Here is a 23,493-nt window from a genome sequence, read left to right as displayed (position 1 = left end):
GGGTCGGCGGGCACCACGACGACCGGCTCGGTGAGCTCCTCGGCCGGCGGCTCGACCAGGCGGAAGCTGGCCCGCACCGCCCCGCCGGCCGCGTCACGCTGCCAGGCGTCCAGTTCGGCGCGGAGGGTGTCCAGCGCGGCCGGGTCGGCGGCGAACTCCCGCACCGGCCCGGTGAGCGCGGCCAGCCAGGCCGGCACCGCGCCGTTCGGGCGTACGCCCCGGGCCAGCGCTGTCTCCGCCAGGGCGGCCCGGACGGCGGCGTCGGTGAGCGCGTCGAGCGCGTCGGCGACCAGCGCGCCCGGCGCGTCGACGGCGGCCGGCGCGGGCCGGTGGCGCCCGGCGGGCGGGCCGGGTCGCGCGCGACGGGCGGCGATTGGCCCGGACAGGGTGTCCGCCCCGGCGGCGGCACCGGGGGCGCCCGGTTCGTCCGGCCCGGTGGCGGCGCGGGCGGCCGGGGGCAGGGCCAGCGCCAGCGCCCGGGCCCAGGCGGCGTCCGTGCCGGTCAGCAGCGGTCGCCAGACCGCCCGGGCGCCGGCCTCCGCCCGCTGCCCGCCCGCGCGGGTCCGGCCCGGAGCCGGAGTAGCCGCGCAGCCGCCGCTGGCCGCCCGGGAGCGAGCCGCCGGGGGTGCCTCGGCGAGGCCGGGCAGGACCCGTCCCCGGGCCGCCAGGTCGACCGCGAAGTCCGCCAGCTCGGCGAGGTGGCGCAGGGTCGCGCCCGGCACGGCGGCCACCGCGTCGACGCCGCGCAGCAGGGCCAGGGCGGCGTCGGGGGCGTACCGGAGGACGGGCACCCGCCAGCCGGCGAGGGTGACCGGCCCGCGGACCGCCCCCGCGACGTCGGCGCGGACGAGTTCCGGGGAGTCCAGCGGTGCGCCGGCCCGGGTGGGGAGGGTGAGCAGGGCGGTGCCGGGGTGGGCCGGCTCGGCCGCCGCGGCCAGCGCGGCGACGAGCGCGGCGTGGTCGGCGGCGAACGGGTGCGGCCGTTCCCGGGGCGCCCGGCCCGGGCGGCGCGGCGCGTGGGCCGGCAGCGCGCTGTCCTCGGCCCAGACGGCGAGCCCCACGCCGGAGCGCCAGACCCCGTGGACGACCAGCACGCGTCCCCCTCCTCGCGACGACCCCGGCGAGGATATCGGTCCGGACCGACGGCCCCGGCCAGCACACCGTCGGCCGTCCGGACGAGCCGACGGTGGGCGGCCCGGGCCCCGTGTCCGCCGGGCGGCGGGGATAGGGTCGGGCGCGTGTACGACCTCCTCGTGATCGGCGGTCTCGGCGTCGACGTGCGGGTACGGGTGCCCGCGATCCCGCTGCCGGCCGCCGACTCCGTCACCGTCGACCCGATCGACCTGCGGATCGGCAACACCGGCGCCGGGGTGGCGCTCGCCGCGCACGCGCTCGGGCTCCGGGTGGCGGTGGTCGACGTCATCGGTGCCGACCCGGCCGGCGACGTGGTCCGCGCCGCGCTGGCCCGCACCGGCGTGCACGCCGTGCTGGGCGACGCCCCGGCCGGCACCCGGCGGTCGGTGAACATGGTCGACCCGGCCGGCCGGCGGATGTCGCTCTACGACCCGCGCCCCTGGCACGGGCCCGCCCCGTTCCCGACGGCCGACGTGGCCGCGCTGGTCCGGCAGGCGGCCCACGTACATCTGTCGATCATGGATTGGACGCTTCCCCTGCTGCCCGCCCTGCGCGCGGGACTGGCCGGCGGGGCCGCCCTCTCCACCGACCTGCACGACTGGGACGGCGGGAACGCCTACCACTGGCCCTTCGCCGAGGTGGCCGACCTGGTCTTCGTCAGCGGGGTCCGGCTGGGCGCGGGGGCCGGCGCGCTCGCCGCCACGCTGGCGCCCCGCACGGTGCTGGTGACCCGGGGGGCGGACGGCGCCGAGCTGCACACCGGCGGGGGCGCACCGACGGCGGTGCCCGCCGCCGCGCCGCCCGCACCGGTCGTCGACACCAACGGCGCGGGGGACGCCTTCGCGGCGGGCGTGATCGCCGCCCGGCTGCGCGGCGCGGCGCTGACCGACGCGGCGGCGTACGCGGCCCGGGTCGCCGCGGCGGCCTGCACCCACGACGGCATGGAGTATCCGCCCGACCTGCTGCCGCGTCGCTGAGCCCGCCGTGCGTCGGCGGGCGGCGGGCGGCGCGCACCGGGTCAGGTCGCCGCGCCGGCCGGCGGCGGGCGGAGCGCGCCCCGGCCCGCTGCCCCGCTATCCGCTGCGGGGTCCTCCCGGGCGGGGCAGGATGGGGCGCATGGCATCAACGGCAGAGATCCCCCTGGTCGGTGGCGTGGCCGACGGCGAGACCGTCACCGTGGAGCTGGACCCGAACGGCCGACCGCCGCTGACCCATCACCACCTCGGCGCGAAGGGGCTGGCCGAGGCGGAGATCTACGAGCTGGAGTCCGTGGACGCCGAGGCCGACCGGTGGCGCTACCGCTGGCGGGGGCCGGCGGTCTGAGCCGGCGGGTCAGACCGCCGGGGCCAGGCTGCGGGCCCGCAGGCTGTCCAGCACGGCGCGGGTGACCTGGGAGGTTCCCCGGGCCTCTTCGCACACCTCGGCCACCCGTCGGGCGGTGGCCTCGGCCCGCTGCTCCCGCTCGTCCCAGAGCCGGTCGACCTCGGCCAGCAGCGGGCCCTCGACCTCCCGCTCCACGCCGCGCAGCGCCGGCACCCCGAGCCGCTGGGCGAGGTCGAAGACCTTGCCGGCGTACGGCAGGGGCAGGAACGGCGTGCCCGCCATCGCGGCGAAGATCAGGAAGTGCAGCCGCATGCCCACGGCCAGGTCGAAGTGGCGCATCAGCCCGAGCACCTGCTGGGGCGAGTAGGTGCCGTGCAGGATCCGGCCCCGCTCGGCGGCGACCATGTGCGACAGCACGCCGTGCGAGTGCCGGATGTCGTCGCGCTCCATCGGGACGAAGAGCACGTAGGCGTCGATCCGGTGCACCAGGAAGTCGCCGATCTGGGCGAGCAGGCGGTGGTAGCCGTCGACGTCGAGGCGCTCGGCGGCCCGGCCCGGCTCCCGCACGCTCATCCCGACCAGCCGCTTGCCCGCCGGCACCCCCTCCTCGCGGAGCAGCTCCGCCGGGAAGTCCTCGGGCTCGATCAGGAACGCGGGATCGGCGGTGACGGTGATCGGGTTGAGCAGCCCCGCCTCCTCCAGCACCATCCGGGACTCCTGGTCCCGTACGGTCACCTGGGTGGCGCTGGCCAGGGTCTCCCGCACCATGCCGGTGTCCACGTCCTCGCTGAGCGGCCCGACCCCCACCGCGTACGTCAGCAGCGGCAGGCCCCGCTCCTGGGCGACCCGGACCACCCGCAGGTAGCGGCGGGCCTCCCGGTCGTAGAGGATGCCGCCGCCGCCGAGGATCAGCACGTCGAGCTGGGCCAGGACCAGCGCCGAGTCGGTCCGGCTGATCCCCTCCCAGGGCACCGCCTCCACGTCGGGATGGGCGGTCCTGGTGTGCTCCGGGTTCCGGGAGAAGACGATGATCCGCCCGTTCGGCTCCTGCTCGCGCAGATCGGCGAGCAGACCGCTCAGGATCGCCTCGTCACCGAGGTTGCGACCGCCGTACGAGCCGAGCACACCGATGGTCAGTCCGCCGCCATGCCTCATCCGTCGCTCCTCCCCAGGTGCGTCCGGGGCGGGGTTCCCGCTGCGCCGGGGAACACTCCTGACGGGCTCAGCCGGCCGGGGAGATCCGCTTCGTCATCTGCTGGGCGGCCACCCGGTAGCCGAGGTCGTGGTAGAGGTGGATGGCCCCGGTGTTGGAGCCGAAGACGTTCAGCCCCAGCTCGGGCACCCCGAGGGCGGCGAGTTCCGCCTCGACGAGCTGGATCATCCGTCGCCCGTACCCCTGTCTGCGGTGTCCGGGATGCACCTCGACGTTGTTGAGCCAGGCGGTGTGGGGCCCGGCGGGGCCGCCGGGAAGGCCGACCCAGAGCCACCCCACCTCGACGTCGCCCACCCGGGCGGTGCGGAGCAGGGCGCCGGCGCTGTCGACGCCGTCGGGGAGCTGTTCGCGCAGCTGGGTGGTGGCCCGCTCCAGGGCCGCGGCCGGCGCCAGGCCGCGGTCGGTGACCATCGCCTCGGCGTACGAGCGCACGAGCGGTTCCCGCACCCGCGCGAACTCCTCGGCCGTCATCGGCACCAGTTCCACCATGCCGCCTCCCTGTGTCGCAGTCACCGGTCGACACGGCCGACCAGCCGGGACACGAACGCCACGACCACGTCGTCGGGGTCGAATCCCGCCTCGATGGACGTGCCGAGCAGATCGAGCAGCAGCCCGTCCACGGCGTAGTGCAGCAGAGCGACCTCGAACGCGCCACCCGGTAATCCGGCGGCGAGGTGGAACGCGACGTCGTCGCGGTAGCCGCGCCGCAGGGTGTCGCCGAGGATCCGGGCCAGGTCGGGGCGGCGGGCCGCCTCCAGCCGCAGCTCGATCAGCGCCCGGGTGAGGTCGGGCTGCCGCGTGGTCCGCTCGACGATGTAGCGCAGGTAGTCCGTGAACAGCTCCAGGGACGGCTCGCGGGCGCCCAGTTCGGCCAGGACCCGCTCGTCGGGGGCGAACCGCTCCATGATCCGCTCGCCGAGCGCGCCGAGCAGCGCGTCCCGGGAGCGGAAGTAGTTGGAGGCGGTGCCCGTCGGCACGCCCGCCTCGGCGTCGACCGCCCGGTGGGTGAGGCCGCGTGCCCCGGTCGCCGCCAGCACCCGCAACCCCGCGTCGGCCAGGGCCGCCCGTCGTTCCACGTTTCTCGCCACGGAAACACCGTAGCAACAACCACTACGCGTGTAGTACCTTCATCCACGACACCAGTAGTGATTGGGGATCGGTTTGCGCAAACTCGTGTACTACGTCGCCAGCACCCTCGACGGCTTCATCGCCGGCCCCGACGGGTCGTACGACTTCCTGCGGTTGGATCCCGACGTGGCGGCCCACCTGACGGCGAACTGGCCGCAGACGCTCCCCACGTTCGCCCACCCGCAGTTCGGCATCGAGGAGCCGGAGGGCCGCTTCGACGCGGTGCTGATGGGCCGGGCCACCTACGACCCGGCGCTGAAGATGGGCGTCACCAGCCCGTACGCGCACCTGAAGCAGTACGTCTTCTCCCGCACCCTGCCGCCGGCCGCCGAGCCGGAGGTGGAGATCGTCTCCACGGATCCGGTGGAGTTCGTCCGGGAGCTGAAGCGCCGCCCCGGCCGCGACATCTGGCTCTGCGGCGGCGGACAGCTCGCCGGCCAGCTCCTGCCCGACGTCGACGAGTTGGTCGTCAAGCTCAACCCGTGCGTGATCGGCAGCGGCGTTCCGCTCGTCGCCCGGGGGTTCGACCCGCGCCGCTTCGACCTGGTCGACACCCGCCCGTTCGACAGCGGAGTGGTCATCCTCCACTACGCCCGCCCCACCGAGGCGGAGTGACCGGGCGGCCCGGAACGCACCGGCCGGGGGCTCCGGCGGCGCCCGGCGTCAGCCGGGCGGCGACACCGGGTGGGTGAGGAACGGCAGGACGGCGGCAGGCAGCGCCGGCGAGACGACGATGTCGTAGTGGGTGAGCCCCGGCAGCACGGCGAGCCGGGAGGCCGGGCGGTCGGTGCCGTCCCCGCCGGCGTCCCGGTGGCCGCCGCCGAGCAGCCCGAAGAACTCCACCGCGTGCGCGGCGCTGACCGAGTCGGCGTCGGCGAAGACCAGCAGGGTGGGCACGGCGAGGGCGGCCACCTCGGCCGACCAGTCGTAGTCGCGGCGCAGCAGCTCGCCGGTCTTCGCCCAGAGCCGCGACCAGTCCCCCGGCCGGGGCGCGACGCGGGCGTAGAGCGCGTGCGGCGGCGTGCCCCGCATCCGCTCGCCCGCCTCCTCGTCGGGCTCGGGCATGCCCGCCAGCACCTCCGGATACCAGCCCGGCCGCCGGCACGGGGCGGAGACGACGACCAGCCGGCGCACCCGCGCCGGGTGCTGGATCGCCGTACGCAGCGCCACGCCGCCGCCGAGCGAGTAGCCCAGCACGTCGGCCTCGGCCAGGCCGAGGTGCTCGATCAACGCCGCGACGTCGTCGGCCATCGACTCGTAGCGCAGCGGACGGTCGACGTCGGCGGTGCGCCCGTGGCCCTGGAGGTCGACCGCGATCACCCGACGACGCGCGGCCAGCGCCGGCAGGATCGGCGCGAACGTCTCCACCGACCCGAAGCCGCCGTGCAACAACAGCAGCGGGCGGCCCGCGCCGTGCTCCTCGTACCACAGGCGCAGCCCGGCGACCTCCGCGTAGCTCATCGCCCCATCCAACCCCGGCCCGCACGACGTACGCGGCCGATCGGCCGTCCGGGCGCGCACTCCCTCAGACGGGACGGGGCGGCCGGGCTGGCCGTGAGCTACAGCCGCTTGCGCATCTGGATGGCGGTCGCCTCGAAGCCCAACTGCTCGTAGAGCCTGCGCGCGGGGAGGTTGAAGCCGAAGACGCTCAGGCCGATCGAGACGACTCCCCACTCCCGGCACCGCTGTTCGACGGCCTGGAACATGGCCCGCCCGTGACCCCTGCGCCGCAGTTCCGGTCGCACCTCGACGTCGTAGCAGAAGGCGTGCGGCCCGTCCGACTTCTCTTCGACGTGCAGCCAGAGCATGCCGACCTCGTCGTCACCGTCGCGGGCCGTCCAGAGATGGTGCCCCGGCGTGGCCAGGCCGTCGGGCAGGAGCTTCGCGTAATCCTCCTGGGCCTTCTGCTCGGCCTCCGGTGCCGGCAGCGCGCCGGACTCGGCGATGTGCTGCGCGTAGCTCGCCTCCGCCCGCAGCCGATACCGGAGGTACTGCTCGGCGGTCATCGGCTCAAGTCTCAGCGTCGCCACCCCGACACCGTATTTCAGCCGTACGGACCGGGCCGCCCGGGAAGGACAAGTAGGACAAAGGGGTCCACTTGCGCCCGGTTCCGTCCACAGTGACGCCGACGGGCCGCTGATCCCGCAGGCCGCCCGCGACCGTCCCGGCTATCCCGGCCGTACGCACGGATCGGTGACCGTGTAGGTCGGGCTGCCCGCCGTGCGGCCGTCCCCGGCAGTCGCCCGTACCGACCAGGTCAGCGTCGGTGCGCGCAGATGCCCGACGGTCGCCCGCGCGGTCGATCCGTCCACCGTCAGGGCCCGGACCGACGTCCTGCCCCCGGCGGGTGTCCAGCGCACCTCGGCGTCGCCGAGCGTGGCACTGCCGGTGGCCTGCACCACGAGGGTGTACGTGTCCGAGCCGCACCGCACGTGGGCGGTGGCGGAGACCGTGAACGGCGCCGCCACCTTCGGCGTGACGGTCGGCCGGGGCACGGCCGGAGGTCTGGTCGGTGCCGTGGTCGGCGAGGGCGCGGGGCCACCCGGCACGGCGTCGGGCGCGTCAGTCCGGGTGACCCCGTCGCCGTCCGCCGGCGTGACCACGCGGCCGGGTGTCGGACCGACGGCGCCGGCTGGCGGCGGTTCGGCGGCCCGCGTGCCGGTTACCACAGCGGTGCCCGACGGCAGCGCGGAGGCGGGCGTCACCGGATCGCCGGCCGCCGGTCCGCGCGTCTCCGACACCGGCTGGCCGGCGGCGTCCTGCGCGGCGGTCGGGCGCCCGGGTGCCAGCGCCCAGGTCCCGAGTGCGGCGAGGAGGATCAGCAGCGCCACGGACGCGGCCACCTGCCGGCGGTGCCGCTTGCGGTTCGCAGGCGAGGTCGTCCGCACGGGATGCGCCGCACCGCGCGACGCCACCGCGTCGCCCGGAGCGGCTGCCACATCGTTCGAGGACACTGCCACACCGGCCGAGGACGCTGCCGTCACACCGCCCGAGGGCCTCGCCGCCGCACCGTCCGGGGTCACCGGCCCGTTCGCCGCGGGCGTAGGCCCGTCGACCGCGCCATCCGCTGCGGGCCCCTCAGCGGCCCCCTGCGCCTGTCCGGTGTCCCCCGTCCCGGGGAGTGCCTCGGCCGGCGGCGCCGGGTCGGCGGACGCTGCCGGGCCGGACGGCGAGGCCGGATCGGCGGACGGTGCCGCATCGACCGTCGATACCGGCGCTGGCGCCGCCGGATCGGCGGGCAGCGTCGGGTCGGCCGGCGCGGCGTCGGCCGTGACCGTGCCCGCCGGATCGATCCCCGCGCCGGGTACCGGATCGGCCAGGGCGCCGGTCGCGGCCTCGGCCAGTCGCGGCCACACCGAGTCGGCGACGACCAGGAAGGCCGGAGCCGTGTACGCCGACAGCAGCGCGGCCGGGCTGAGCTGTTCGCGCCGGAGCAGCCCGCACACCGCACAGCTCTCGATGTGTCGCGACACCCGCTTGCGCAGCGTCGGGGTGAGCCGGCCCTGCCAGCCGTCGATCAGATCGGCGAGACCCGGGCAGTCCCGGGCTCCGGTGCGGGCCACCAGCAGCGCCCCCAGCGCCCGTTCGAGCTGCGAGCGGGCGCGCGAGAGACGGGCGTGCGCGTGGTTCGTGGGCACCCCGAGGGCCGCGCCGATGTCAGCGGACGACAGGTCGTGGCGGATGGCCAGGTGGACCACCTCACGGTCGCCCGGGTTCAGCGCCGCCACCGCGCTGTGCACCAGGTCGCGTACCTGATCGGCGTTGACGCCCGTGCCCGGGTCGGCGATGTCGGCCACCGGCTCGCCGGCCTCCTCCAGCGGCAGGGAGCGGGACCGCTCCCGCAGCTGCCGGAGGCACTCGTTGCGCACGATCGCGTACAGCCAGGAGCGCAGCCGGTCGGGCTCGCGGAGCTGGTCGATGCGCTGGCTGGCGGTGAGGAACGCGTCGTGGACGGCGTCCGCGGCGGCCTCCGGCTCGCGCAGCATGGTCCTGGCGTACGTGTAGAGCCGGTCGGCGTAGCGCCGGTACATGCCCTCCAGCCCGGCCCGCTCGCCGCGCCGCAGCGCCTCGACCAGGGCGATGTCGTCCGGTGCCGCCATGTCCATCCAGTCCCTCGCTCCTCGTCGTCCGGTCAATTAGAACCGCGGGAAATTTTTCTTCGAACTTTCTGTTGGCATCCCGACCCCACCTCTCTCCTACCGGTGTCATCGCAAGCGAACAGCGCCAGGGAGAGGAAGACACCATGCGAGAGGGATTCAACAGCAACCGGTGGACGCGTCGGACGGCTGCCATGGGCGGGGCCGCGTTGAGCGCGCTCGTGCTCGGCCAGATCGCCCTTGCCGGGCCGGTGGCGGCGGTGCCCGGCCTGACCTACAAGACGACGACCGGCCCCAGCAACAGCAGCGCGAAGACGCAGAACGCCACCTGCCCGGCCGGCACCAAGGTCATCGGCGGCGGCGGCGCGATCACCGGTTCCGGCCTCGGACAGGTCGGCATGGACATCATGCGGCCGCTGATCGGCGGGGACGCGTACTCGGTCACCGGCCGCGAGGACGAGAACGGCGTCGGCGGCAACTGGGCGGTCACGGCGAACGCCATCTGCGCCACGCCGCCCGCCGGTCTGGTGATGGTGTCCGGCAGCTCCGCGCCGAGCTTCGGCACGTCGAACTGGTTCGAGAAGTCCTGCCCGGCCGGCAAGCGCGCGATCGGGGTCGGCGGCGCGGTCGTCGGGGCGTCGAACAGCGAGGTCGTCCTGGAGGATCTGCGTATCCACCAGAACAGCGTCGTGGTGGCAGGCGCCGAGGACGGCACCGGCTTCGCCGGCTCGTGGTGGCTGGACGCCACCGCGATCTGCGCCGACCCGCTGCCCGGCGAGCAGCGGGTGATCGACGACAGCGTCTACAGTTCCGCCTCCATCCAGTCGGTCACCGCCACCTGCCCTACCGGCACGCGCGTGCACGGGGTGGGCGGCGAGATCCTCGGCGGCGACGGCCAGGTGCGCCTGACCGAGATGCGGGCCACGAGTTCGACCGTCGTCACCGTCCGCGCCATGGAGGACGAGGACGGCTTCAGCAGCAACTGGAAGGTGCGCGCGTACGCCGTCTGCGCGAGCTGATCGCCCACGACAGCGGGCCGCCGGTCATCCGGCGGCCCGCTCCCGTGCTGGTCAGAGTGTGGGCGCGGCAGGTTTCGAACCTGCGACCCCTCGCTTGTAAGGCGAGTGCTCTCCCACTGAGCTACGCGCCCGGAACGCCCGTACGGCGGGCCGGAGGGTGGCAAGCTTACCCTGCCCCCACCGGCCCGGTCGTATGGCGTGCCCGGTCGATCAGGCCGCGACGGCCTCGGCGAGGGCCTTGCGCCAACCCTGCTGGTCGCGCGCCTCCCCCGGCATGTTCATCTCGGCGAAGCGGACCACGCCCGCCTTGTCGATCACGAAGGTGCCCCGGTTGGCGATGCCGGCGACGTCGTTGAAGACGCCGTACGACTGGGCGACCGCGCCGTGCGGCCAGAAGTCGGCCAGCAGCGGGAACTGGTAGCCCTCCTTGTCGGCCCAGATCTTGTGGGCGTAGACCGAGTCGACGCTGACGGTCAGCACCTGGACGTCGTCGTTGACGTAGTCGTTGAGGTTGTCCCGCACCTCGCACAGCTCACCCTGGCAGATCCCGGTGAAGGCGAGCGGGTAGAAGACCAGCAGCACGGTGCGCTTGCCACGGAAGTCCGAGAGCCGGACCTCCTGGTTGTTCTGGTCCTTGAGCACGAAGTCCGGCGCCTCGGCGCCAACCTCGATCGGCATGCGAGCTCCTCAGGATGGGGTCGGATGGGCAACAGCCTGCCACACCCGGCAGCGGGCGCCGCCGGGTGATCGCCGATGCCGGCCTACTTCTTGCCCTTGGCCCCGCGGCGCAGGACGAGGCGGGCGCCGCTCCAGTCCCGGCCGGCGTTGACGGTGGAGGTCTGCTGGAGGCCGGCGGTGGGCGCGGACTCGGCGACCTCGCTCGGCTCGACGTGCCCCTCGCGCCCCGCCTTGGGCGTGAGCAGCCACACGACACCGTTGTCGGCCAGCGGGCCGAGGGCGTCGACGAGAAGCTCGAAGAGATCACCGTCGCCGTCGCGGTACCAGACCAGCACCGCGTCGACCACCTCGTCGGTGTCCTCGTCGACCAGATCTCCACAGCGGTCGGTCAGGGCGTCACGGAGATCCTGGTCGACGTCGTCGTCGTACCCCATCTCCATGACGACCATCCCCGGTTCGATCCCGAACCGGTCCGCCAGGCTGCGTACCCCGTCGGCGGCCTGACCAGCGGTCGCGCTCACTGTCGCGTGCCTCCTCATCTCATCCCTGCCCGCGGCGTCGCGTCGACGCCGTCAGGGCAAAGTCCACACAGTTGTGGCTCCCCGCGCAAGTGGCGCACCGGGTGGAACGGAATTTACCGTGCCAGAAGCGTGCGGGCACCCTGGGTAATTGCTTCCTCGGAGACCAGAACCTGACGGGCCGCCGGGCCTAATGGTACAAAAGAGTCAACTCCGGCCACCCGCCGCGCCGCTCCGACATATCCGGCATCCACCAGGGCCGCGATGACCCCCTCGCCGACCCCGCCGGAGCGGCGGGTCTCGTCCACGACCAGCACCCGGCCGGTCGCCGCCGCCTCCCGGATGATGTCGGCCACCGGCAGCGGGGAGAGCCAGCGCAGGTCCACCACCCGGGTGCCGATCCCCTCGTCGGCGAGGGTCGCCGCCGCACGCAACGACATCGGCACCCCGTTACCGAACGTGATGATCGTGACATCCTCGGCGGAGCCGACGCCGTACACGCGGGCCCGCCCGATCGGCACGTGACCGCCGGTCCACGCGCCGGGCTCGGCGTAGTGGGAAAGCCACTCACCGTCACCGTCGACGTACAGGTCGCGGGTGTGGTAGAGCGCGATCGGCTCCAGGAAGACGCAGACGCTGCCGTCCACCGCCGCGCTGGCCAGGCAGGTGCGCAGCATGGGTGCGGCGTCGTCCGGCCGTGCCGGCACCGCGATCACCAGGCCCGGCACGTCCCGGAGTACGGCCACCGAGTTGTCGTTGTGGAAGTGCCCTCCGAAGCCCTCCTGGTACGCCAGCCCGGCCACCCGCACCACCATCGGGTTGCGGAACGCACCCTGCGAGAAGAACTGCATCGTGGCGGCCTCGCCACGCAGCTGGTCCTCGGCGTTGTGCAGGTACGCCAGGTACTGGATCTCGGGCACGGGCAGCATCCCGGCCAGCCCGGCGCCGAGCCCCAGCCCGAGGATCGAGGTCTCGTCGAGCAGCGTGTCGAAGACCCGGGCCACGCCGAAGCGGTCCCGCAGCCCCTTGGTCACCCCGTACACGCCGCCCTTGGCGCCGACGTCCTCGCCGAACACCGCCAGCTGCGGATGGTCGAGCATCCCGTCGGCGAGCGCGGCGTTGATGCTCTGCGCCAGCGTCAGCGGGCCGGTCAGCTCCGGCGGCTTCCCGCCGAACGCCTCCGCCCGGGCGCCGGCGCCGGGGCCGCCGGCACGCGCCGCCGCGTCCGCCACCGCCCGGGCGAGGCGTGCCGGCCGGCGCGGGGCCAGCGGGGCGACCACGTCGGCCGGTGCGGTCAGCTTCGGCTCGTCCAGCACCTCCTCGGCGATCCGCCGCACCTGCCAGCCGATCTCGTCGTACCGGGCCAGCAGCTCCTCGCCGGTGGCGAGGCCCGCCTCCACCAGCAGCCGTGCCGTGGCGGTCAGCGGATCCCGGGCGAGGTCGGCCGCGATCTCCCCGGGGCTCCGGTACGCGGTCTCGGCATCCGCGCCGGCGTGCCCCATCAGCCGTACGGTCGACAGGTGCAGCACGGCGGGGCGTCGGTGCCGGCGCACCCAGGCCGCCGCCTCGACGGCCGCCTCGTACGCCCGCGGCAGGTCGCCGCCGTCGGCGGAGAAGTAACGGACCCCCGGCTTCGACCGCAGGGTGGTCTCCACCCACCCCTTCGGGGAGCGGACGCTGATGCCGAGGCCGTTGTCCTCGCAGACGAAGAGCACCGGGATGCGCAGGCCCGTGTGGTCGTACCAGCCGGCGGTGTTGAACGCGGCCGTGGCGCTGGCGTGGTTGACCGACGCGTCGCCGAACGAGCAGACCACGATGGCGTCCGGCGGCCAGGAGGTGTGCGCGGCGCCCTCACCGCCGCTGGTCGGCGCCCCGTCCCGCCGACCGGAGGTCTCCAGCCGGCGCAGCCGCTCCACCGCCAGCCCCATCCCGACGGCGCGGGGCAGGTGCGAGGCGATCGTGGAGGTGGTCGGGACGACGGCCAGGTCGGCCCGGCCGAAGACCTTGTGCCGACCACCGGCGAGCGGCTCACTGCTGGAGGCGACCATGCCCCGCAGCACGTCGCGGGCCGCCTCGGCGTACCCCGGGCGGAGCGGCCGGTCCACGGCGGACCCGGCGCCACCGGTCGGCTCCTCCGGGTCGGCGGCGTCCGGCGCGGAACCGTCGCCGGGGCCGTCCGGGTCGCCCGGCGCGGCCTCGACGGGCCCGTCGGCCGCCGCCGGCCGGTCGGTGCCGCCCCGCCCGGCATCGGACCGCCCGGCATCGGACCGCTCGGCGTCGAACCGCTCGGCGTCGAACCGCTCGCCCGAGGGCTGGTCAGCCTCGGGCTGGTCGGTCCCGTCCGGGTCGGCCCTGGGTCGCTCGGCCGGCGTCCACCCGGCGGCCTGGGCGGCGCGGACGCAGTAGAAGGCACCCGAGCGGTAGTGCAGCAGCGCCGGGTCGGTGGCGCGCAGCGCGGCGGCGACCGCGGCGTTGCCCTCGTGGCCGGCGGAGCCGATCGTGTAATAGCCCTCGCCGAAGCTGCGCAGCCACCGGCCGGCCAGGTCGAGCTGGCGACTGATGGCCTGCGCGTCGAAGAGGTCCAGCGCCCGCGCGCCGGTCAGCGTCGTGTCGTCGGTGACCGGCCGTGCGGGGTCACGCCGCTGCGACGGGATGGCCAGCGCGGCCAGCGTCTCCCGGAACCTGTCGTCGAGATCTTGCGGGGTGGTCACGTCGGACAGCATTACCGACGAGCGGCCTGTGCGCCCACTCGGACACGAACGACGCGGTGTGGGTCAGTCGTCGTCGCACCGCTCGGGGCAGCCGCCGTCGGAGACCTTCCAGACCAGCTCGCGCAGGGTCGCCAGTTCCTCGTCGGTGAGCCCGGCGAGCAGTCGGGAGTCCGACATGACCTGGTGCACGCGGGCCCGCACCCGCCGCCCGGGCCCGGTCACCACCAGCGTCCTCTGCCGCCGGTCGGCGGGGTCGGCGTGCCGCTCGACCAGCCCGGCCCGCTCCAGCTTGTCGACCAGGGCGGTCACGTTGGAGCGGTCGCAGCCCAGCCCTTCGGCGAGGTCGCGGGCCGGCAGCGGCAGGTCGGGGTCCAGCTCGTGCAGCGCCCGCGCGGTCGCGGGGGTCAGCCCCAGCTCGGCGATCTCCAGGTCCTGGCGGTGGCGCAGCGCGGCGGCGACGTGCGTGATGCGGCGCACCACGTCGCCCGCCAGCGCCGCGCGGGTGGGATCCGCCGGGCCGACGGGGACGGTGTGCTGCGCCATGCCGCACATCCTACTTTCGGCCGATAGTTCGGCGCCCGGGCCGTACGGGTCTGCCGGCGGCGTGACACCCCTTGCCGGGGACGCCGCCCCGCGCGTACCGTCAGTTTAGAACTTATTGAATGTTCGAAACGAGGAGTCGATGACGGAAGTGTCCGCCCAGCGTCACTACGCCGAGGAGGCCGCCGTCGTGCTGAGCGGGCTCGGCCTGCCGCCGGCGTACGGCAAACTGCTCGGCTGGCTGCTCGTCTGCGACCCGCCGTGGCAGACCAGTGCCCAGCTCGCCGAGGGTCTCGGGCTCTCCAAGGGCTCGGTCAGCACCGGCATGCGGATGCTGGAGACCAGCGGGCTGGCCCGGCGGGTGCCGGTGTCGGGCCACCGGGGGCACGCCTACGAGGTCAGGCCGGACGCGATCATCCGCATCGCCGCCGACGCCACCAAGTTCCGGGTGTTCCGCCAGCTCATGGAGCAGGGGCTGACCGTCGTCGGCGGCGAGGGCGCGCCCGGCAGCGAACGGCTGCGGGTGATGCGCGACTTCTACGCGTTCGTCGAGCGCGAGATGCCGAAGCTCGTCGAACGCTTCGAGGCCGAGTACGACAAGAGGGGAGGCAGCGATGGCTGAGCCCGCCATCGAGACCGGCGACCTGGTCAAGACCTACGGACGCAACCGGGGCCTGACCGGGCTGAACCTGCGGGTCGAGCGCGGCGAGGTGTACGGGTTCCTCGGTCCCAACGGAGCCGGCAAATCCACCACGATCCGGCTGCTGCTCGACCTGATCCGCCCGACCAGCGGCCGGATCAGCGTCCTCGGCGCGGACCCCCGCCGCGAAGGGGTCGCCCTGCGCCGCCGGATCGGCTACCTGGCCGGCGACTTCGTCGTGGACGGCCGGCAGAGCGCCCGGGAGCTGCTCACCTACCTGGGCAACCTGCGCGGCGGGGTACCCAGGGCCCGGATCGACGGGTTGGCCGCCCGGCTCGACCTGGACCTCGGCCGGCGGATCAGCGGGCTCAGCAAGGGCAACCGGCAGAAGGTCGGCGTGGTGCAGGCTTTCATGCACGACCCGGAGCTGCTGATCCTCGACGAGCCGACCAGCGGGCTGGACCCGTTCCTCCAACAGGAGTTCCTGTCGTTGGTACGGGAGGCGCGCGCCGACGGCCGGACGGTGTTCATGTCCTCGCACGTGATGAGCGAGGTGCAGCAGGCCGCCGATCGGGTGGGCATCATCCGCGAGGGTCGACTGATCACCGTGGCGCGGGTCGAGGAGCTGCGCGAGCGTGCCGTACGCCGGGTGGAGGTCACCTTCGCCGAGCCGGTCGCCGAGGCGGAGTTCGCCGCCCTGCCGGGCGTCAGCGAGGTGACGGTCGCGGGAACGACCCTGCGCTGCCGCCTCGACGGGCGGGCCGACGCGCTGGTCAAGGCGGCCGCCGGGCACACGGTGATCGGGCTGCTCTCCGAGGAGCCCGATCTCGAGGAGCTGTTCTTCGGCTACTACTCGCGGGAGGAGTCCGTCCGTGCTGCTGCGTGACCCGTTCACCAAGGCCCTCCACGACGCGCGCCGGTCGCTGCTCGGCTGGACCGTGTCGATCGTCGCGGTCGGGGCGATGTACGCCTCGTTCTGGCCGACGATGCAGACGCCGGAGATGACCAAGGCGTTGCAGGCGTACCCGGAGGGGCTGCTGGAGGCGTTCAACTACAGCGACCTCACCAGCGCAGCCGGCTACCTCGGCAGCGCCGTGTACGGCCTGCTGGTGCCGCTGCTGATCGCCGTGTTCGCCATCGCCGCCGGGGCCCGCGCGGTGGCCGGGGACGAGGAGGCCGGCACACTCGACCTGGTGCTCGCCCACCCGGTCAGCCGGACCCGGCTGGCCCTGCTCCGCCTCGCCGCGGTGGCGGTCGGCATCGTGGCGGTGGCCGTCCTGCTCGGCCTGACGATGGTGGCGCTGAGCGGGCCGGCGCAGTTCGACGGCGTCAGTGTCGGCGGCTTCGCGGCGATGACCCTGCACCTGGCCCTGTTCGGGCTGGCCTTCGCCGCGCTCGCCTTCGCCGTCGGCGCGGCCACCGGGCGCCGGGCCGCGGCGCTCGGCGTCAGCGCCGCGGTGGCCGTGCTCGGCTACCTGGCGAACTCCGTCCTGCCCCAGGTGCAGGGGCTCGCCTGGGCGCGGGAGGCGTCCCCGTTCCACTGGTACCTGGGCGGCTCGCCGCTGCTCGACGGCGTGCAGCCGGTCGGGGCGCTGCTGCTCGGCGCCGCCACCGTGGCGCTGGCCGCCGTCGGCGCGGCCACCTTCGCCCGACGCGACGTGGCGGTCTGACCGGCAGCCCGGGCACGCCCTCAGCCGGGCAGGAACGAGAAGCGGACGGTCCGGGTGGGGTTGTCGCCGTTGGGGTCGACCAGGCAGACCGACTGCCAGGTGCCCAACGCCAGCCGGCCGTCGACGACCGGCAGCGTCGCGTACGGGGGGACGAACGCCGGCAGGACGTGGTCGCGCCCGTGGCCGGGCGAGCCGTGCCGGTGCCGCCACCGGTCGTCGGTGGGAAGCAGGTCGTCGAGCGCGGCCAGCAGGTCGTCGTCGGACCCCGAGCCGGTCTCGATGATCGCCAACCCGGCGGTGGCGTGCGGCACGAAGACGTGCAGCAGGCCGTCGCCCTGCCCGGCGACGAACCGCTCGGCCTCCGCCGTGATGTCCCGGACGGTCGGCCGGGCCCCGGTCTGGACGGTGATCACCTCACTGCGCATACGGCGCATTCTGCCCGAGTGAATCGACACCCGCCGCCGGACGCCGCTCGCCCGGATGCAAGGAAGGGCACCTTCCTGACGCATAGCGTCAGGAAGGTGCCCTTCCTTGCGCGCAAGCCGGCCGGTTGCGCAAAGTTACCGGCGGGTACCTGTGTCGCGCGTCGCGTCTCCGGGCGGTGGGCGTGACGACAGGTGCCACCAGGGGGCAGGATGGCGCTAGAGACCTATCCCACACAGAACCGAGGGAACGCCTGTGGCTACGGAACGCAAGCGCCCGGTGATCACCGCTGGTCTGCCGAGCCAGCTTCCGGACATCGACCCTGAAGAGACCAGCGAATGGGTCGAGTCGCTCGACGGTGTCATCGACGAGCGCGGGACAAAGCGCGCCCGCTACGTCATGCTGCGCCTGCTGGAGCGGGCCCGCGAGCGCCAGGTCGGGGTGCCGTCGCTGACCACCACCGACTACATCAACACCATCCCGCCGGAGCGCGAGCCGTGGTTCCCGGGTGACGAGCACGTGGAACGGCGGATCCGGGCGTACGTCCGGTGGAACGCGGCCATGCTGGTGCACCGGGCGCAGCGTCCCGAGATCGGCGTCGGTGGGCACATCTCCACCTTCGCCAGCTCGGCCTCGCTCTACGAGGTGGGCTTCAACCACTTCTTCCGGGGCAAGAACCACCCGGGCGGCGGCGACCACATCTTCTACCAGGGCCACGCCTCCCCCGGCATGTACGCGCGGGCGTTCCTGGAGGGGCGGCTGACCGAGCACCAGCTCGACGGGTTCCGCCAGGAGCTGTCGCACCCGGGTGGCGGCCTGCCGTCGTACCCGCACCCGCGGCTGATGCCGGACTTCTGGGAGTTCCCCACGGTCTCGATGGGCCTGGGCGGGCTGAACGCGATCTACCAGGCGCGGTTCAACCGCTACCTGCACCACCGGGGCATCAAGGACACCTCGGACCAGCACGTGTGGGCATACCTGGGCGACGGCGAGATGGACGAGCCGGAGACGCTCGGCGCGATCGGCGTGGCCGCCCGCGAGGAGCTGGACAACCTCACCTTCGTGATCAACTGCAACCTCCAGCGGCTCGACGGGCCGGTGCGCGGCAACGGCAAGGTCATGCAGGAGCTGGAGGCGTTCTTCCGGGGCGCCGGCTGGAACGTCATCAAGGTGGTCTGGGGCCGGGAGTGGGACCCGCTGCTCGCCGCGGACACCGACGGCGCGCTGGTCAACCTGATGAACACCACCCCCGACGGTGACTACCAGACCTACAAGGCGGAGTCCGGGGCGTACGTCCGGGAGCACTTCTTCGGCCGCGACCAGCGGACCCGCAAGATGGTCGAGGACCTCAGCGACGACGAGATCTGGAACCTCAAGCGGGGCGGGCACGACTACCGCAAGCTCTACGCGGCCTACAAGGCGGCGATGGAGCACACCGGTCAGCCGACCGTCATCCTGGCCAAGACGATCAAGGGCTGGACGCTGGGCTCGCACTTCGAGGGCCGCAACGCCACCCACCAGATGAAGAAGCTGACGCTGGAGGACCTGAAGACCTTCCGCGACCGGCTCTACCTGGACATCCCGGACAAGGCGCTGGAGGACAACCCCTACCTGCCGCCGTACTACACGCCGGGCGAGAAGTCCGACGAGATCGCGTACCTCAAGGAGCGGCGCCAGCAGCTCGGCGGCTACCTGCCGTCGCGGCGCTCGGGCCAGAAGCGGCTGGCCATCCCCGGCCCGGAGCGCTTCGCCGACGTCAAGCGCGGCTCGGGCAAGCAGAAGGTGGCCACCACGATGGCCTTCGTCCGCCTGCTCAAGGACGTGATGAAGGACAAGGAGTTCGGCAAGCGCTGGGTGCCGATCATCCCGGACGAGGCCCGCACCTTCGGCATGGACTCGCTCTTCCCGACGCAGAAGATCTACTCGCCGCACGGCCAGCGCTACACCTCGGTCGACCGGGAGCTGTTCCTGTCGTACAAGGAGTCCACCGGCGGGCAGATCCTGCACGAGGGGATCAACGAGGCCGGCTCGGTCGCCTCGTTCACGGCGGCGGGCTCGGCGTACGCCACGCACGACGAGCCGATGATCCCGATGTACATCTTCTACTCGATGTTCGGGTTCCAGCGCACCGCCGACGGGCTGTGGGCCGCCGCGGACCAGATGGCCCGGGGCTTCCTGCTCGGCGCCACCGCCGGCCGGACCACGCTCAACGGCGAGGGGCTCCAGCACGAGGACGGCCACTCGCTGCTGATCGCCGCCACCAACCCGGCGGTGGTCGCGTACGACCCGGCGTTCGCGTTCGAGATCGCGCACATCGTGGAGAACGGCCTGCACCGGATGTACGGCGAGGCGCAGGAGAACGTCTTCTACTACCTGACGATCTACAACGAGCCGATCCTCCAGCCGGCGGAGCCGGAGGGCGTGGACGTGGAGGGGCTGCTCAAGGGCATCTACCGCTACTCCCCCGCCCCGTCGGTGGGCGACGACGCGCCGAAGGCCAACGTGCTCGCCTCGGGCACGGGCATGCAGTGGGCGATCAAGGCGCAGCAGTTGCTGGCCCAGGACTGGGGCGTGGCCGCCGACGTCTGGTCGGTGACCTCCTGGACGGAGCTGCGCCGGGACGCGGTGGAGTGCGAGGAGCACAACCTGCTCAACCCGGGCGCGGAGCAGCGGGTGCCGTACATCCAGCAGAAGCTGGCCGACGCCGAGGGTCCGAAGGTCGCGGTCAGCGACTGGATGCGCGCGGTGCCGGACCTGATCGCCCGCTGGGTGCCCGGCGACTACACCTCGCTCGGCACGGACGGGTTCGGCATGTCCGACACCCGGCACGCCCTGCGCCGGCACTTCCACGTCGACGCCGAGTCGGTGGTGGTCGCGACGCTGCGGCAGCTCGCCCTGCGCGGCGTGGTGCCGGCGGGCGTGCCGGCCGAGGCGGCCAAGAAGTACGCCATCGAGGACGTGAACGCGGCCCCGGTCGGCGAGACCGGCGGCGACAGCTAGGACGTACGAGACGAGGGCCCGGCGCTTCCCGCGCCGGGCCCTTCGTCGTTGGCCGACGAGCGAACCGGCGGTGGTCCGGAGTCCCTGGCGGGGACACCGGGCCACCGCCGTCGCGGGGGGCGCCAGGACGTGCCCGGCTCAGCCGACGGCGGCCAGATCGGTCAGCCGGGCGAGCGAGTCCTCCAGGTCGGCGCCGACCCGGCGCAGGCCGAGGCGGAGCAGGGCGGCCTTGACCGGACCGGCCGGCCAGCGTACGACGATGAGCCGCACGATCGTCCCGCCCTCCTCCTCGTCCGCGGTGAGCTGGACGTAGATCTCGGTGCGCGCCTCCGCCCGGGCACCGGCACCCTTGGCGCGTTCGCGCCAGCCGATCAGGGTCGGCGCCTGATAGGCGATCACCTCGGCCTCATGCGCGGCGCCACGTCCGGCCTGGACGAGTTGTCGGCGCCCGAAGCCCTCCCCCGAGAGCACCTCGGCCGCACGGACCCCCGCCAGCCAGGCCGGCAACTGCTCGGCCCGCTGCACGACGTCCCAGACCGCTTCCACCGGCGCCATCACGTGCGCACTGCGTTCCACGAGGATCATTTCCGTCTTTCCTCCAGTGAGGACATCCCACGATATCGGCACTCTATGCGCAAATTCGGACGTATACGGACGGGTTCGGAAAAGACGCGCCGAAAACTCTTGCGCTGCGGCGACGTACGACCTATGGCGCAACGGACGGCCTCGCCCTAGAGTCCCGAACACGATTCACGTACGGGAGGGCGCATGTCGACCGCAGCGATGCCCGAGTTCCCCGCCGGATTCCGCTGGGGAGTGTCCACCTCCGCCTACCAGATCGAGGGCGGCGTCAACGAGAACGGGCGGGGAGCGTCCATCTGGGACACCTTCGCCCACACCCCCGGCCGGATCGCCGACGGCAGCACCGGCGACGTGGCCTGCGACCACTACCACCGGCACGCCGAGGACGTCGCGCTGCTGGCCGGGCTGGGCGTCTCGGCGTACCGCTTCTCGATCGCCTGGCCCCGGGTGCGGCCCACCGGCGACGGCCCGGTCGACGCGCGCGGGCTGGACTTCTACGACCGGCTCGTGGACGACCTGCTCGCCCACGGCGTCGACCCGGTCGCCACGCTCTTTCACTGGGACCTGCCGCAGGCCCTCGAGGACGCGGGCGGCTGGCTGAACCGGGACACCGCCCACCGCTTCGCCGAGTACGCCGACGCGACCGCCGCCCGCCTCGGCGACCGGGTGAAGCTCTGGATCACCCTCAACGAGCCCTTCATCCACATGAGCCTCGGCCACGGCACGGGCGAGCACGCCCCCGGCCGGACGCTGCTCTTCGACGCCTTCCCGGTGGCCCACCACCAGCTGCTCGCCCACGGACTCGCCGTCGCCGCGCTGCGGGCGCGCACCACGAGCCCGGTCGCCATCGCGAACAACTACTCGCCCGTGCGGCCGGCCGGGGACACCGACGCCGACCGGGCGGCCGTCGCGGCGTACGAGGCGCTGCACAACCGCCTCTTCACGGACCCGCTGTTCAGCCGGGGCTACCCCGCCGAGCTGGGCTTCGACACCGCCGTGGTGCGCGCCGGCGACCTCGACGTGATCGCCGCGCCGATCGACGTGCTGGGGGTCAACTACTACAACCCCACCGGCGTACGCGCCCCGCAGGAGGGCTCGCCGCTGCCGTTCGAGTTCGTGCCGCTGGAGGGATACCCGCGTACCGCCTTCGACTGGCCGGTCGCCCCCGACGGGCTGCGCGAGCTGCTCGGCTGGCTGCACCGCACGTACGCCGACGACCTACCCCCGATCCAGGTCACCGAAAGCGGCTGCGCGTACGACGACGCGCCCGACGCCGACGGGCGGGTGCACGACCCGGAGCGCATCGCGTACCTCGACGGGCACCTGCGCGCGGTACGCGCGGCGATGGCCGAGGGCGTCGACGTGACCGGCTACTTCGTCTGGTCGCTGCTGGACAACTGGGAGTGGGCGGAGGGCTTCACCAAGCGCTTCGGCCTCGTGCACGTCGACTTCGACACCCAGCTCCGTACGCCCAAGTCCTCGTACGCCTGGTTCCGCGACCTGATCTCACGGCCGTGACCACCATCGATCCGACGCCCGCGTCGCTGCCGGCGGCGCTCGCCGAGCCGACCGCGCCGGTGCGGCGCGGCTGGATCGCGCTGATCTTCGCGGCGAACCTCGGGGTCTGGATGGCGTTCTTCACGCCCATCCAGGTGCTGCTGCCGCAGCAGCTGGAGCAGATCGCTCCGGCCGACAAGGAGACGGCGCTGGCCGTGGTCACCGGCCTCGGCGCGCTCGCCGCCGTGCTCGCCAACCCCCTCGCCGGGGCGCTGTCGGACCGCACCTGCCTGCGGCTGGCCGGGCGGGAGTTCGGCCGGCGGCACGTCTGGACCGCCGGCGGGGCGCTGCTCGGCGCGGCGGCCCTGGTGCTGCTGGCGCAGCAGCGCACCGTGGCCGGGGTCGCGCTCGGCTGGGTCGCCGCCCAGGTCTGCTTCAACGCGATGCTGGCCAGCCTGACCGCCGCCGTGCCGGACCGGGTGCCGGTCGCCCAGCGCGGCGGCGTCTCCGGCTGGGTCGGCATCCCCCAGGCGCTGGGGCTGGTGCTCGGGGTGGTGCTGGTCACCGCCGTGGTGAGCGGCACCGCCGCCGGCTACCTGGCGATGGCCGCGGCGGTGCTGCTGCTGGCCCTGCCGTTCGCGCTGCTCACCGCCGACGACCCGCTGCCCCGGGCGCACCGGCCGGCGCTGCGGTGGCGCGCCCTGCTCGCGTCGATGTGGATCTCGCCGCGCCGCCACCCCGACTTCGGCTGGGCCTGGATCACCCGGTTCCTGGTGCAGCTCGGCAACGCGCTCGGCACGCTCTACCTGCTCTACTTCCTCACCGACGAGGTGCGCCACCCCGACCCCGAGGGCGGCCTGCTGGTGCTGATCCTGCTCTACACGGCCGGCCTGGCGGCCACCGCCGTGGTGGCCGGCCGGTTGTCGGACCGCTCCGGGAAGCGGAAGGTCTTCGTCATCACCGCCGGCGGGATCATCGCGGTCGCCGCGCTGCTGCTCGCCGTCGCCCCGGTCTGGCCGGTGGCCGTGGCCGCCGCGCTGCTGCTCGGCGCCGGCTACGGCGTCTACCTGTCGGTGGACGCCGCGCTGATCACCCAGGTGCTGCCCGCCGCGACCGACCGGGCCAAGGACCTGGGCGTGATCAACATCGCCAACTCCGCCCCGCAGGTGCTCGGCCCGGCGCTCTCCGCCCCGCTCGTGGTGCACCTCGGCGGCTACCCGGTGCTCTACGCGGTCACCGCGGCGGTCACCGTGCTGGGCAGCGTCCTGGTCCTGAAGATCCGCTCGGTGCCCTGAGCCGCACCCCTGGCGGAATCCGGTC

At 73.9% G+C, this 23,493-nt stretch carries 21 protein-coding genes, 1 tRNA gene and 3 pseudogenes; 10 read left to right on the top strand and 15 right to left on the bottom strand.

From position 1 onward, the window contains the following. Positions 1 to 43: 43 nt before the first annotated feature. Positions 44 to 1,094, bottom strand: a pseudogene (locus EV374_RS33525) (ATP-dependent helicase); the annotation flags it as partial. A gap of 144 nt (positions 1,095 to 1,238) precedes the next feature. On the opposite strand from EV374_RS33525, the gene EV374_RS19220 reads away from it, so the two are divergent. Beyond that, positions 1,239 to 2,111, top strand: coding sequence for a carbohydrate kinase family protein (locus EV374_RS19220; protein WP_132237258.1), 873 nt, complete (start codon positions 1,239 to 1,241; stop codon positions 2,109 to 2,111). A gap of 139 nt (positions 2,112 to 2,250) precedes the next feature. Beyond that, a complete protein-coding gene (locus EV374_RS19215) occupies positions 2,251 to 2,457 on the top strand; it encodes a hypothetical protein (RefSeq protein WP_132237256.1) in 207 nt (68 codons plus the stop codon). Between the two features lie 9 nt (positions 2,458 to 2,466). Here EV374_RS19215 and EV374_RS19210 read toward each other — a convergent pair whose 3' ends face one another. The 3 genes from EV374_RS19210 to EV374_RS19200 form a co-directional block, all read right to left on the bottom strand. Further along, positions 2,467 to 3,612, bottom strand: a complete 1,146-nt coding sequence (locus tag EV374_RS19210; protein ID WP_132237254.1) for a polysaccharide pyruvyl transferase family protein — start codon at positions 3,610 to 3,612, stop codon at positions 2,467 to 2,469. A gap of 67 nt (positions 3,613 to 3,679) precedes the next feature. After that, positions 3,680 to 4,159, bottom strand: coding sequence for a GNAT family N-acetyltransferase (locus EV374_RS19205; protein WP_132237252.1), 480 nt, complete (start codon positions 4,157 to 4,159; stop codon positions 3,680 to 3,682). A 20-nt stretch (positions 4,160 to 4,179) separates the two neighbouring features. Next, a complete protein-coding gene (locus EV374_RS19200) occupies positions 4,180 to 4,758 on the bottom strand; it encodes a TetR family transcriptional regulator (protein WP_132237250.1) in 579 nt (192 codons plus the stop codon). Between the two features lie 73 nt (positions 4,759 to 4,831). On the opposite strand from EV374_RS19200, the gene EV374_RS19195 reads away from it, so the two are divergent. Then, the gene (locus tag EV374_RS19195; protein ID WP_132237248.1) at positions 4,832 to 5,413 is read left to right on the top strand and encodes a dihydrofolate reductase family protein; all 582 of its coding nucleotides are present in this window, start codon (positions 4,832 to 4,834) and stop codon (positions 5,411 to 5,413) included. A 48-nt stretch (positions 5,414 to 5,461) separates the two neighbouring features. Here the strand turns inward: EV374_RS19195 and EV374_RS19190 are convergent, their stop codons facing one another. The 3 genes from EV374_RS19190 to EV374_RS19180 all read right to left on the bottom strand — a co-directional run bounded on the left by EV374_RS19190 (position 5,462) and on the right by EV374_RS19180 (position 8,904). Then, positions 5,462 to 6,259: an alpha/beta fold hydrolase gene (locus tag EV374_RS19190; RefSeq protein ID WP_132237246.1), complete on the bottom strand. Its 798-nt coding sequence runs from the start codon at positions 6,257 to 6,259 to the stop codon at positions 5,462 to 5,464. A gap of 98 nt (positions 6,260 to 6,357) precedes the next feature. Beyond that, positions 6,358 to 6,828 (bottom strand): GNAT family N-acetyltransferase, encoded by a 471-nt coding sequence (locus EV374_RS19185; protein WP_132237244.1) that lies wholly within the window; start codon positions 6,826 to 6,828, stop codon positions 6,358 to 6,360. 138 nt (positions 6,829 to 6,966) lie between these two features. After that, on the bottom strand, positions 6,967 to 8,904 hold the full coding sequence (locus EV374_RS19180) for a sigma-70 family RNA polymerase sigma factor (protein ID WP_132237242.1): 1,938 nt from the start codon (positions 8,902 to 8,904) through the stop codon (positions 6,967 to 6,969). A 137-nt stretch (positions 8,905 to 9,041) separates the two neighbouring features. Between EV374_RS19180 and EV374_RS19175 the strand changes: the two genes are divergently transcribed. Beyond that, a complete protein-coding gene (locus EV374_RS19175) occupies positions 9,042 to 9,914 on the top strand; it encodes a hypothetical protein (RefSeq protein WP_132237240.1) in 873 nt (290 codons plus the stop codon). Positions 9,915 to 9,973: 59 nt separating this feature from the next. Here the strand turns inward: EV374_RS19175 and EV374_RS19170 are convergent. The 6 genes and pseudogenes from EV374_RS19170 to EV374_RS19150 all read right to left on the bottom strand — a co-directional run bounded on the left by EV374_RS19170 (position 9,974) and on the right by EV374_RS19150 (position 14,364). Beyond that, positions 9,974 to 10,045, bottom strand: a tRNA-Val gene (locus tag EV374_RS19170). A 79-nt stretch (positions 10,046 to 10,124) separates the two neighbouring features. Continuing rightward, positions 10,125 to 10,592 (bottom strand): peroxiredoxin, encoded by a 468-nt coding sequence (locus EV374_RS19165; protein ID WP_121400357.1) that lies wholly within the window; start codon positions 10,590 to 10,592, stop codon positions 10,125 to 10,127. A gap of 83 nt (positions 10,593 to 10,675) precedes the next feature. Then, positions 10,676 to 11,113, bottom strand: a complete 438-nt coding sequence (locus EV374_RS19160) for a DUF3052 domain-containing protein (protein ID WP_132237238.1) — start codon at positions 11,111 to 11,113, stop codon at positions 10,676 to 10,678. 113 nt (positions 11,114 to 11,226) lie between these two features. Continuing rightward, positions 11,227 to 13,209, bottom strand: a pseudogene (locus tag EV374_RS19155) (transketolase C-terminal domain-containing protein); the annotation flags it as partial. A gap of 105 nt (positions 13,210 to 13,314) precedes the next feature. Then, a pseudogene (locus EV374_RS33520) lies at positions 13,315 to 13,833 on the bottom strand (transketolase); the annotation flags it as partial. A gap of 51 nt (positions 13,834 to 13,884) precedes the next feature. Further along, positions 13,885 to 14,364: a MarR family winged helix-turn-helix transcriptional regulator gene (locus tag EV374_RS19150; protein WP_132237234.1), complete on the bottom strand. Its 480-nt coding sequence runs from the start codon at positions 14,362 to 14,364 to the stop codon at positions 13,885 to 13,887. A gap of 139 nt (positions 14,365 to 14,503) precedes the next feature. Here EV374_RS19150 and EV374_RS19145 point away from each other — a divergent pair, with 139 nt between their 5' ends. The 3 genes from EV374_RS19145 to EV374_RS19135 are packed head-to-tail and all read left to right on the top strand — an operon-like array spanning position 14,504 to position 16,671. After that, entirely contained in the window at positions 14,504 to 14,983 is a 480-nt protein-coding gene (locus EV374_RS19145) for a helix-turn-helix domain-containing protein (protein WP_132237232.1), read from the top strand. Beyond that, entirely contained in the window at positions 14,976 to 15,887 is a 912-nt protein-coding gene (locus tag EV374_RS19140) for an ABC transporter ATP-binding protein (RefSeq protein ID WP_132237230.1), read from the top strand. Before EV374_RS19145 ends, EV374_RS19140 begins: the two co-directional genes overlap by 8 nt. Next, positions 15,874 to 16,671 (top strand): ABC transporter permease subunit, encoded by a 798-nt coding sequence (locus EV374_RS19135; protein ID WP_484516364.1) that lies wholly within the window; start codon positions 15,874 to 15,876, stop codon positions 16,669 to 16,671. Before EV374_RS19140 ends, EV374_RS19135 begins: the two co-directional genes overlap by 14 nt. A 20-nt stretch (positions 16,672 to 16,691) precedes the next feature. On the opposite strand, the gene EV374_RS19130 is transcribed toward EV374_RS19135, so the two are convergent. Then, on the bottom strand, positions 16,692 to 17,096 hold the full coding sequence (locus EV374_RS19130) for a YjbQ family protein (RefSeq protein WP_132237228.1): 405 nt from the start codon (positions 17,094 to 17,096) through the stop codon (positions 16,692 to 16,694). A 253-nt stretch (positions 17,097 to 17,349) separates the two neighbouring features. Here EV374_RS19130 and aceE point away from each other — a divergent pair, with 253 nt between their 5' ends. Further along, positions 17,350 to 20,094: a pyruvate dehydrogenase (acetyl-transferring), homodimeric type gene (aceE, locus tag EV374_RS19125; RefSeq protein WP_132237226.1), complete on the top strand. Its 2,745-nt coding sequence runs from the start codon at positions 17,350 to 17,352 to the stop codon at positions 20,092 to 20,094. A 138-nt stretch (positions 20,095 to 20,232) separates the two neighbouring features. Here aceE and EV374_RS19120 read toward each other — a convergent pair whose 3' ends face one another. Then, positions 20,233 to 20,679, bottom strand: coding sequence for an SRPBCC family protein (locus EV374_RS19120; protein WP_121400347.1), 447 nt, complete (start codon positions 20,677 to 20,679; stop codon positions 20,233 to 20,235). A gap of 183 nt (positions 20,680 to 20,862) precedes the next feature. Here EV374_RS19120 and EV374_RS19115 point away from each other — a divergent pair, with 183 nt between their 5' ends. Next, the gene (locus tag EV374_RS19115) at positions 20,863 to 22,194 is read left to right on the top strand and encodes a beta-glucosidase (RefSeq protein WP_486485842.1); all 1,332 of its coding nucleotides are present in this window, start codon (positions 20,863 to 20,865) and stop codon (positions 22,192 to 22,194) included. Beyond that, a complete protein-coding gene (locus tag EV374_RS19110) occupies positions 22,191 to 23,468 on the top strand; it encodes an MFS transporter (RefSeq protein ID WP_132237224.1) in 1,278 nt (425 codons plus the stop codon). Before EV374_RS19115 ends, EV374_RS19110 begins: the two co-directional genes overlap by 4 nt. The last annotated feature ends 25 nt before the right edge of the window (positions 23,469 to 23,493 follow it).

The organism is Micromonospora sp. CNZ303 (assembly GCF_004345505.1).
The sequence above is the reverse complement of the archived record's forward strand: the minus strand, read 5'-3'. Positions and strand labels throughout refer to the sequence as shown.

Coding starts and splice junctions, on each gene's coding strand:
- EV374_RS19120 (WP_121400347.1), bottom strand. CDS start 20,679: ATGATCCTCGTGGAACGCAGTGCGCACGTGATGGCGCCGGTGGAAGCG.
- EV374_RS19210 (WP_132237254.1), bottom strand. CDS start 3,612: ATGAGGCATGGCGGCGGACTGACCATCGGTGTGCTCGGCTCGTACGGC.
- EV374_RS19175 (WP_132237240.1), top strand. CDS start 9,042: ATGCGAGAGGGATTCAACAGCAACCGGTGGACGCGTCGGACGGCTGCC.
- EV374_RS19130 (WP_132237228.1), bottom strand. CDS start 17,096: ATGCGCAGTGAGGTGATCACCGTCCAGACCGGGGCCCGGCCGACCGTC.
- EV374_RS19140 (WP_132237230.1), top strand. CDS start 14,976: ATGGCTGAGCCCGCCATCGAGACCGGCGACCTGGTCAAGACCTACGGA.
- EV374_RS19145 (WP_132237232.1), top strand. CDS start 14,504: ATGACGGAAGTGTCCGCCCAGCGTCACTACGCCGAGGAGGCCGCCGTC.
- EV374_RS19150 (WP_132237234.1), bottom strand. CDS start 14,364: ATGGCGCAGCACACCGTCCCCGTCGGCCCGGCGGATCCCACCCGCGCG.
- EV374_RS19215 (WP_132237256.1), top strand. CDS start 2,251: ATGGCATCAACGGCAGAGATCCCCCTGGTCGGTGGCGTGGCCGACGGC.
- EV374_RS19180 (WP_132237242.1), bottom strand. CDS start 8,904: ATGGACATGGCGGCACCGGACGACATCGCCCTGGTCGAGGCGCTGCGG.
- EV374_RS19165 (WP_121400357.1), bottom strand. CDS start 10,592: ATGCCGATCGAGGTTGGCGCCGAGGCGCCGGACTTCGTGCTCAAGGAC.
- EV374_RS19115 (WP_486485842.1), top strand. CDS start 20,863: ATGTCGACCGCAGCGATGCCCGAGTTCCCCGCCGGATTCCGCTGGGGA.
- EV374_RS19190 (WP_132237246.1), bottom strand. CDS start 6,259: ATGAGCTACGCGGAGGTCGCCGGGCTGCGCCTGTGGTACGAGGAGCAC.
- EV374_RS19205 (WP_132237252.1), bottom strand. CDS start 4,159: ATGGTGGAACTGGTGCCGATGACGGCCGAGGAGTTCGCGCGGGTGCGG.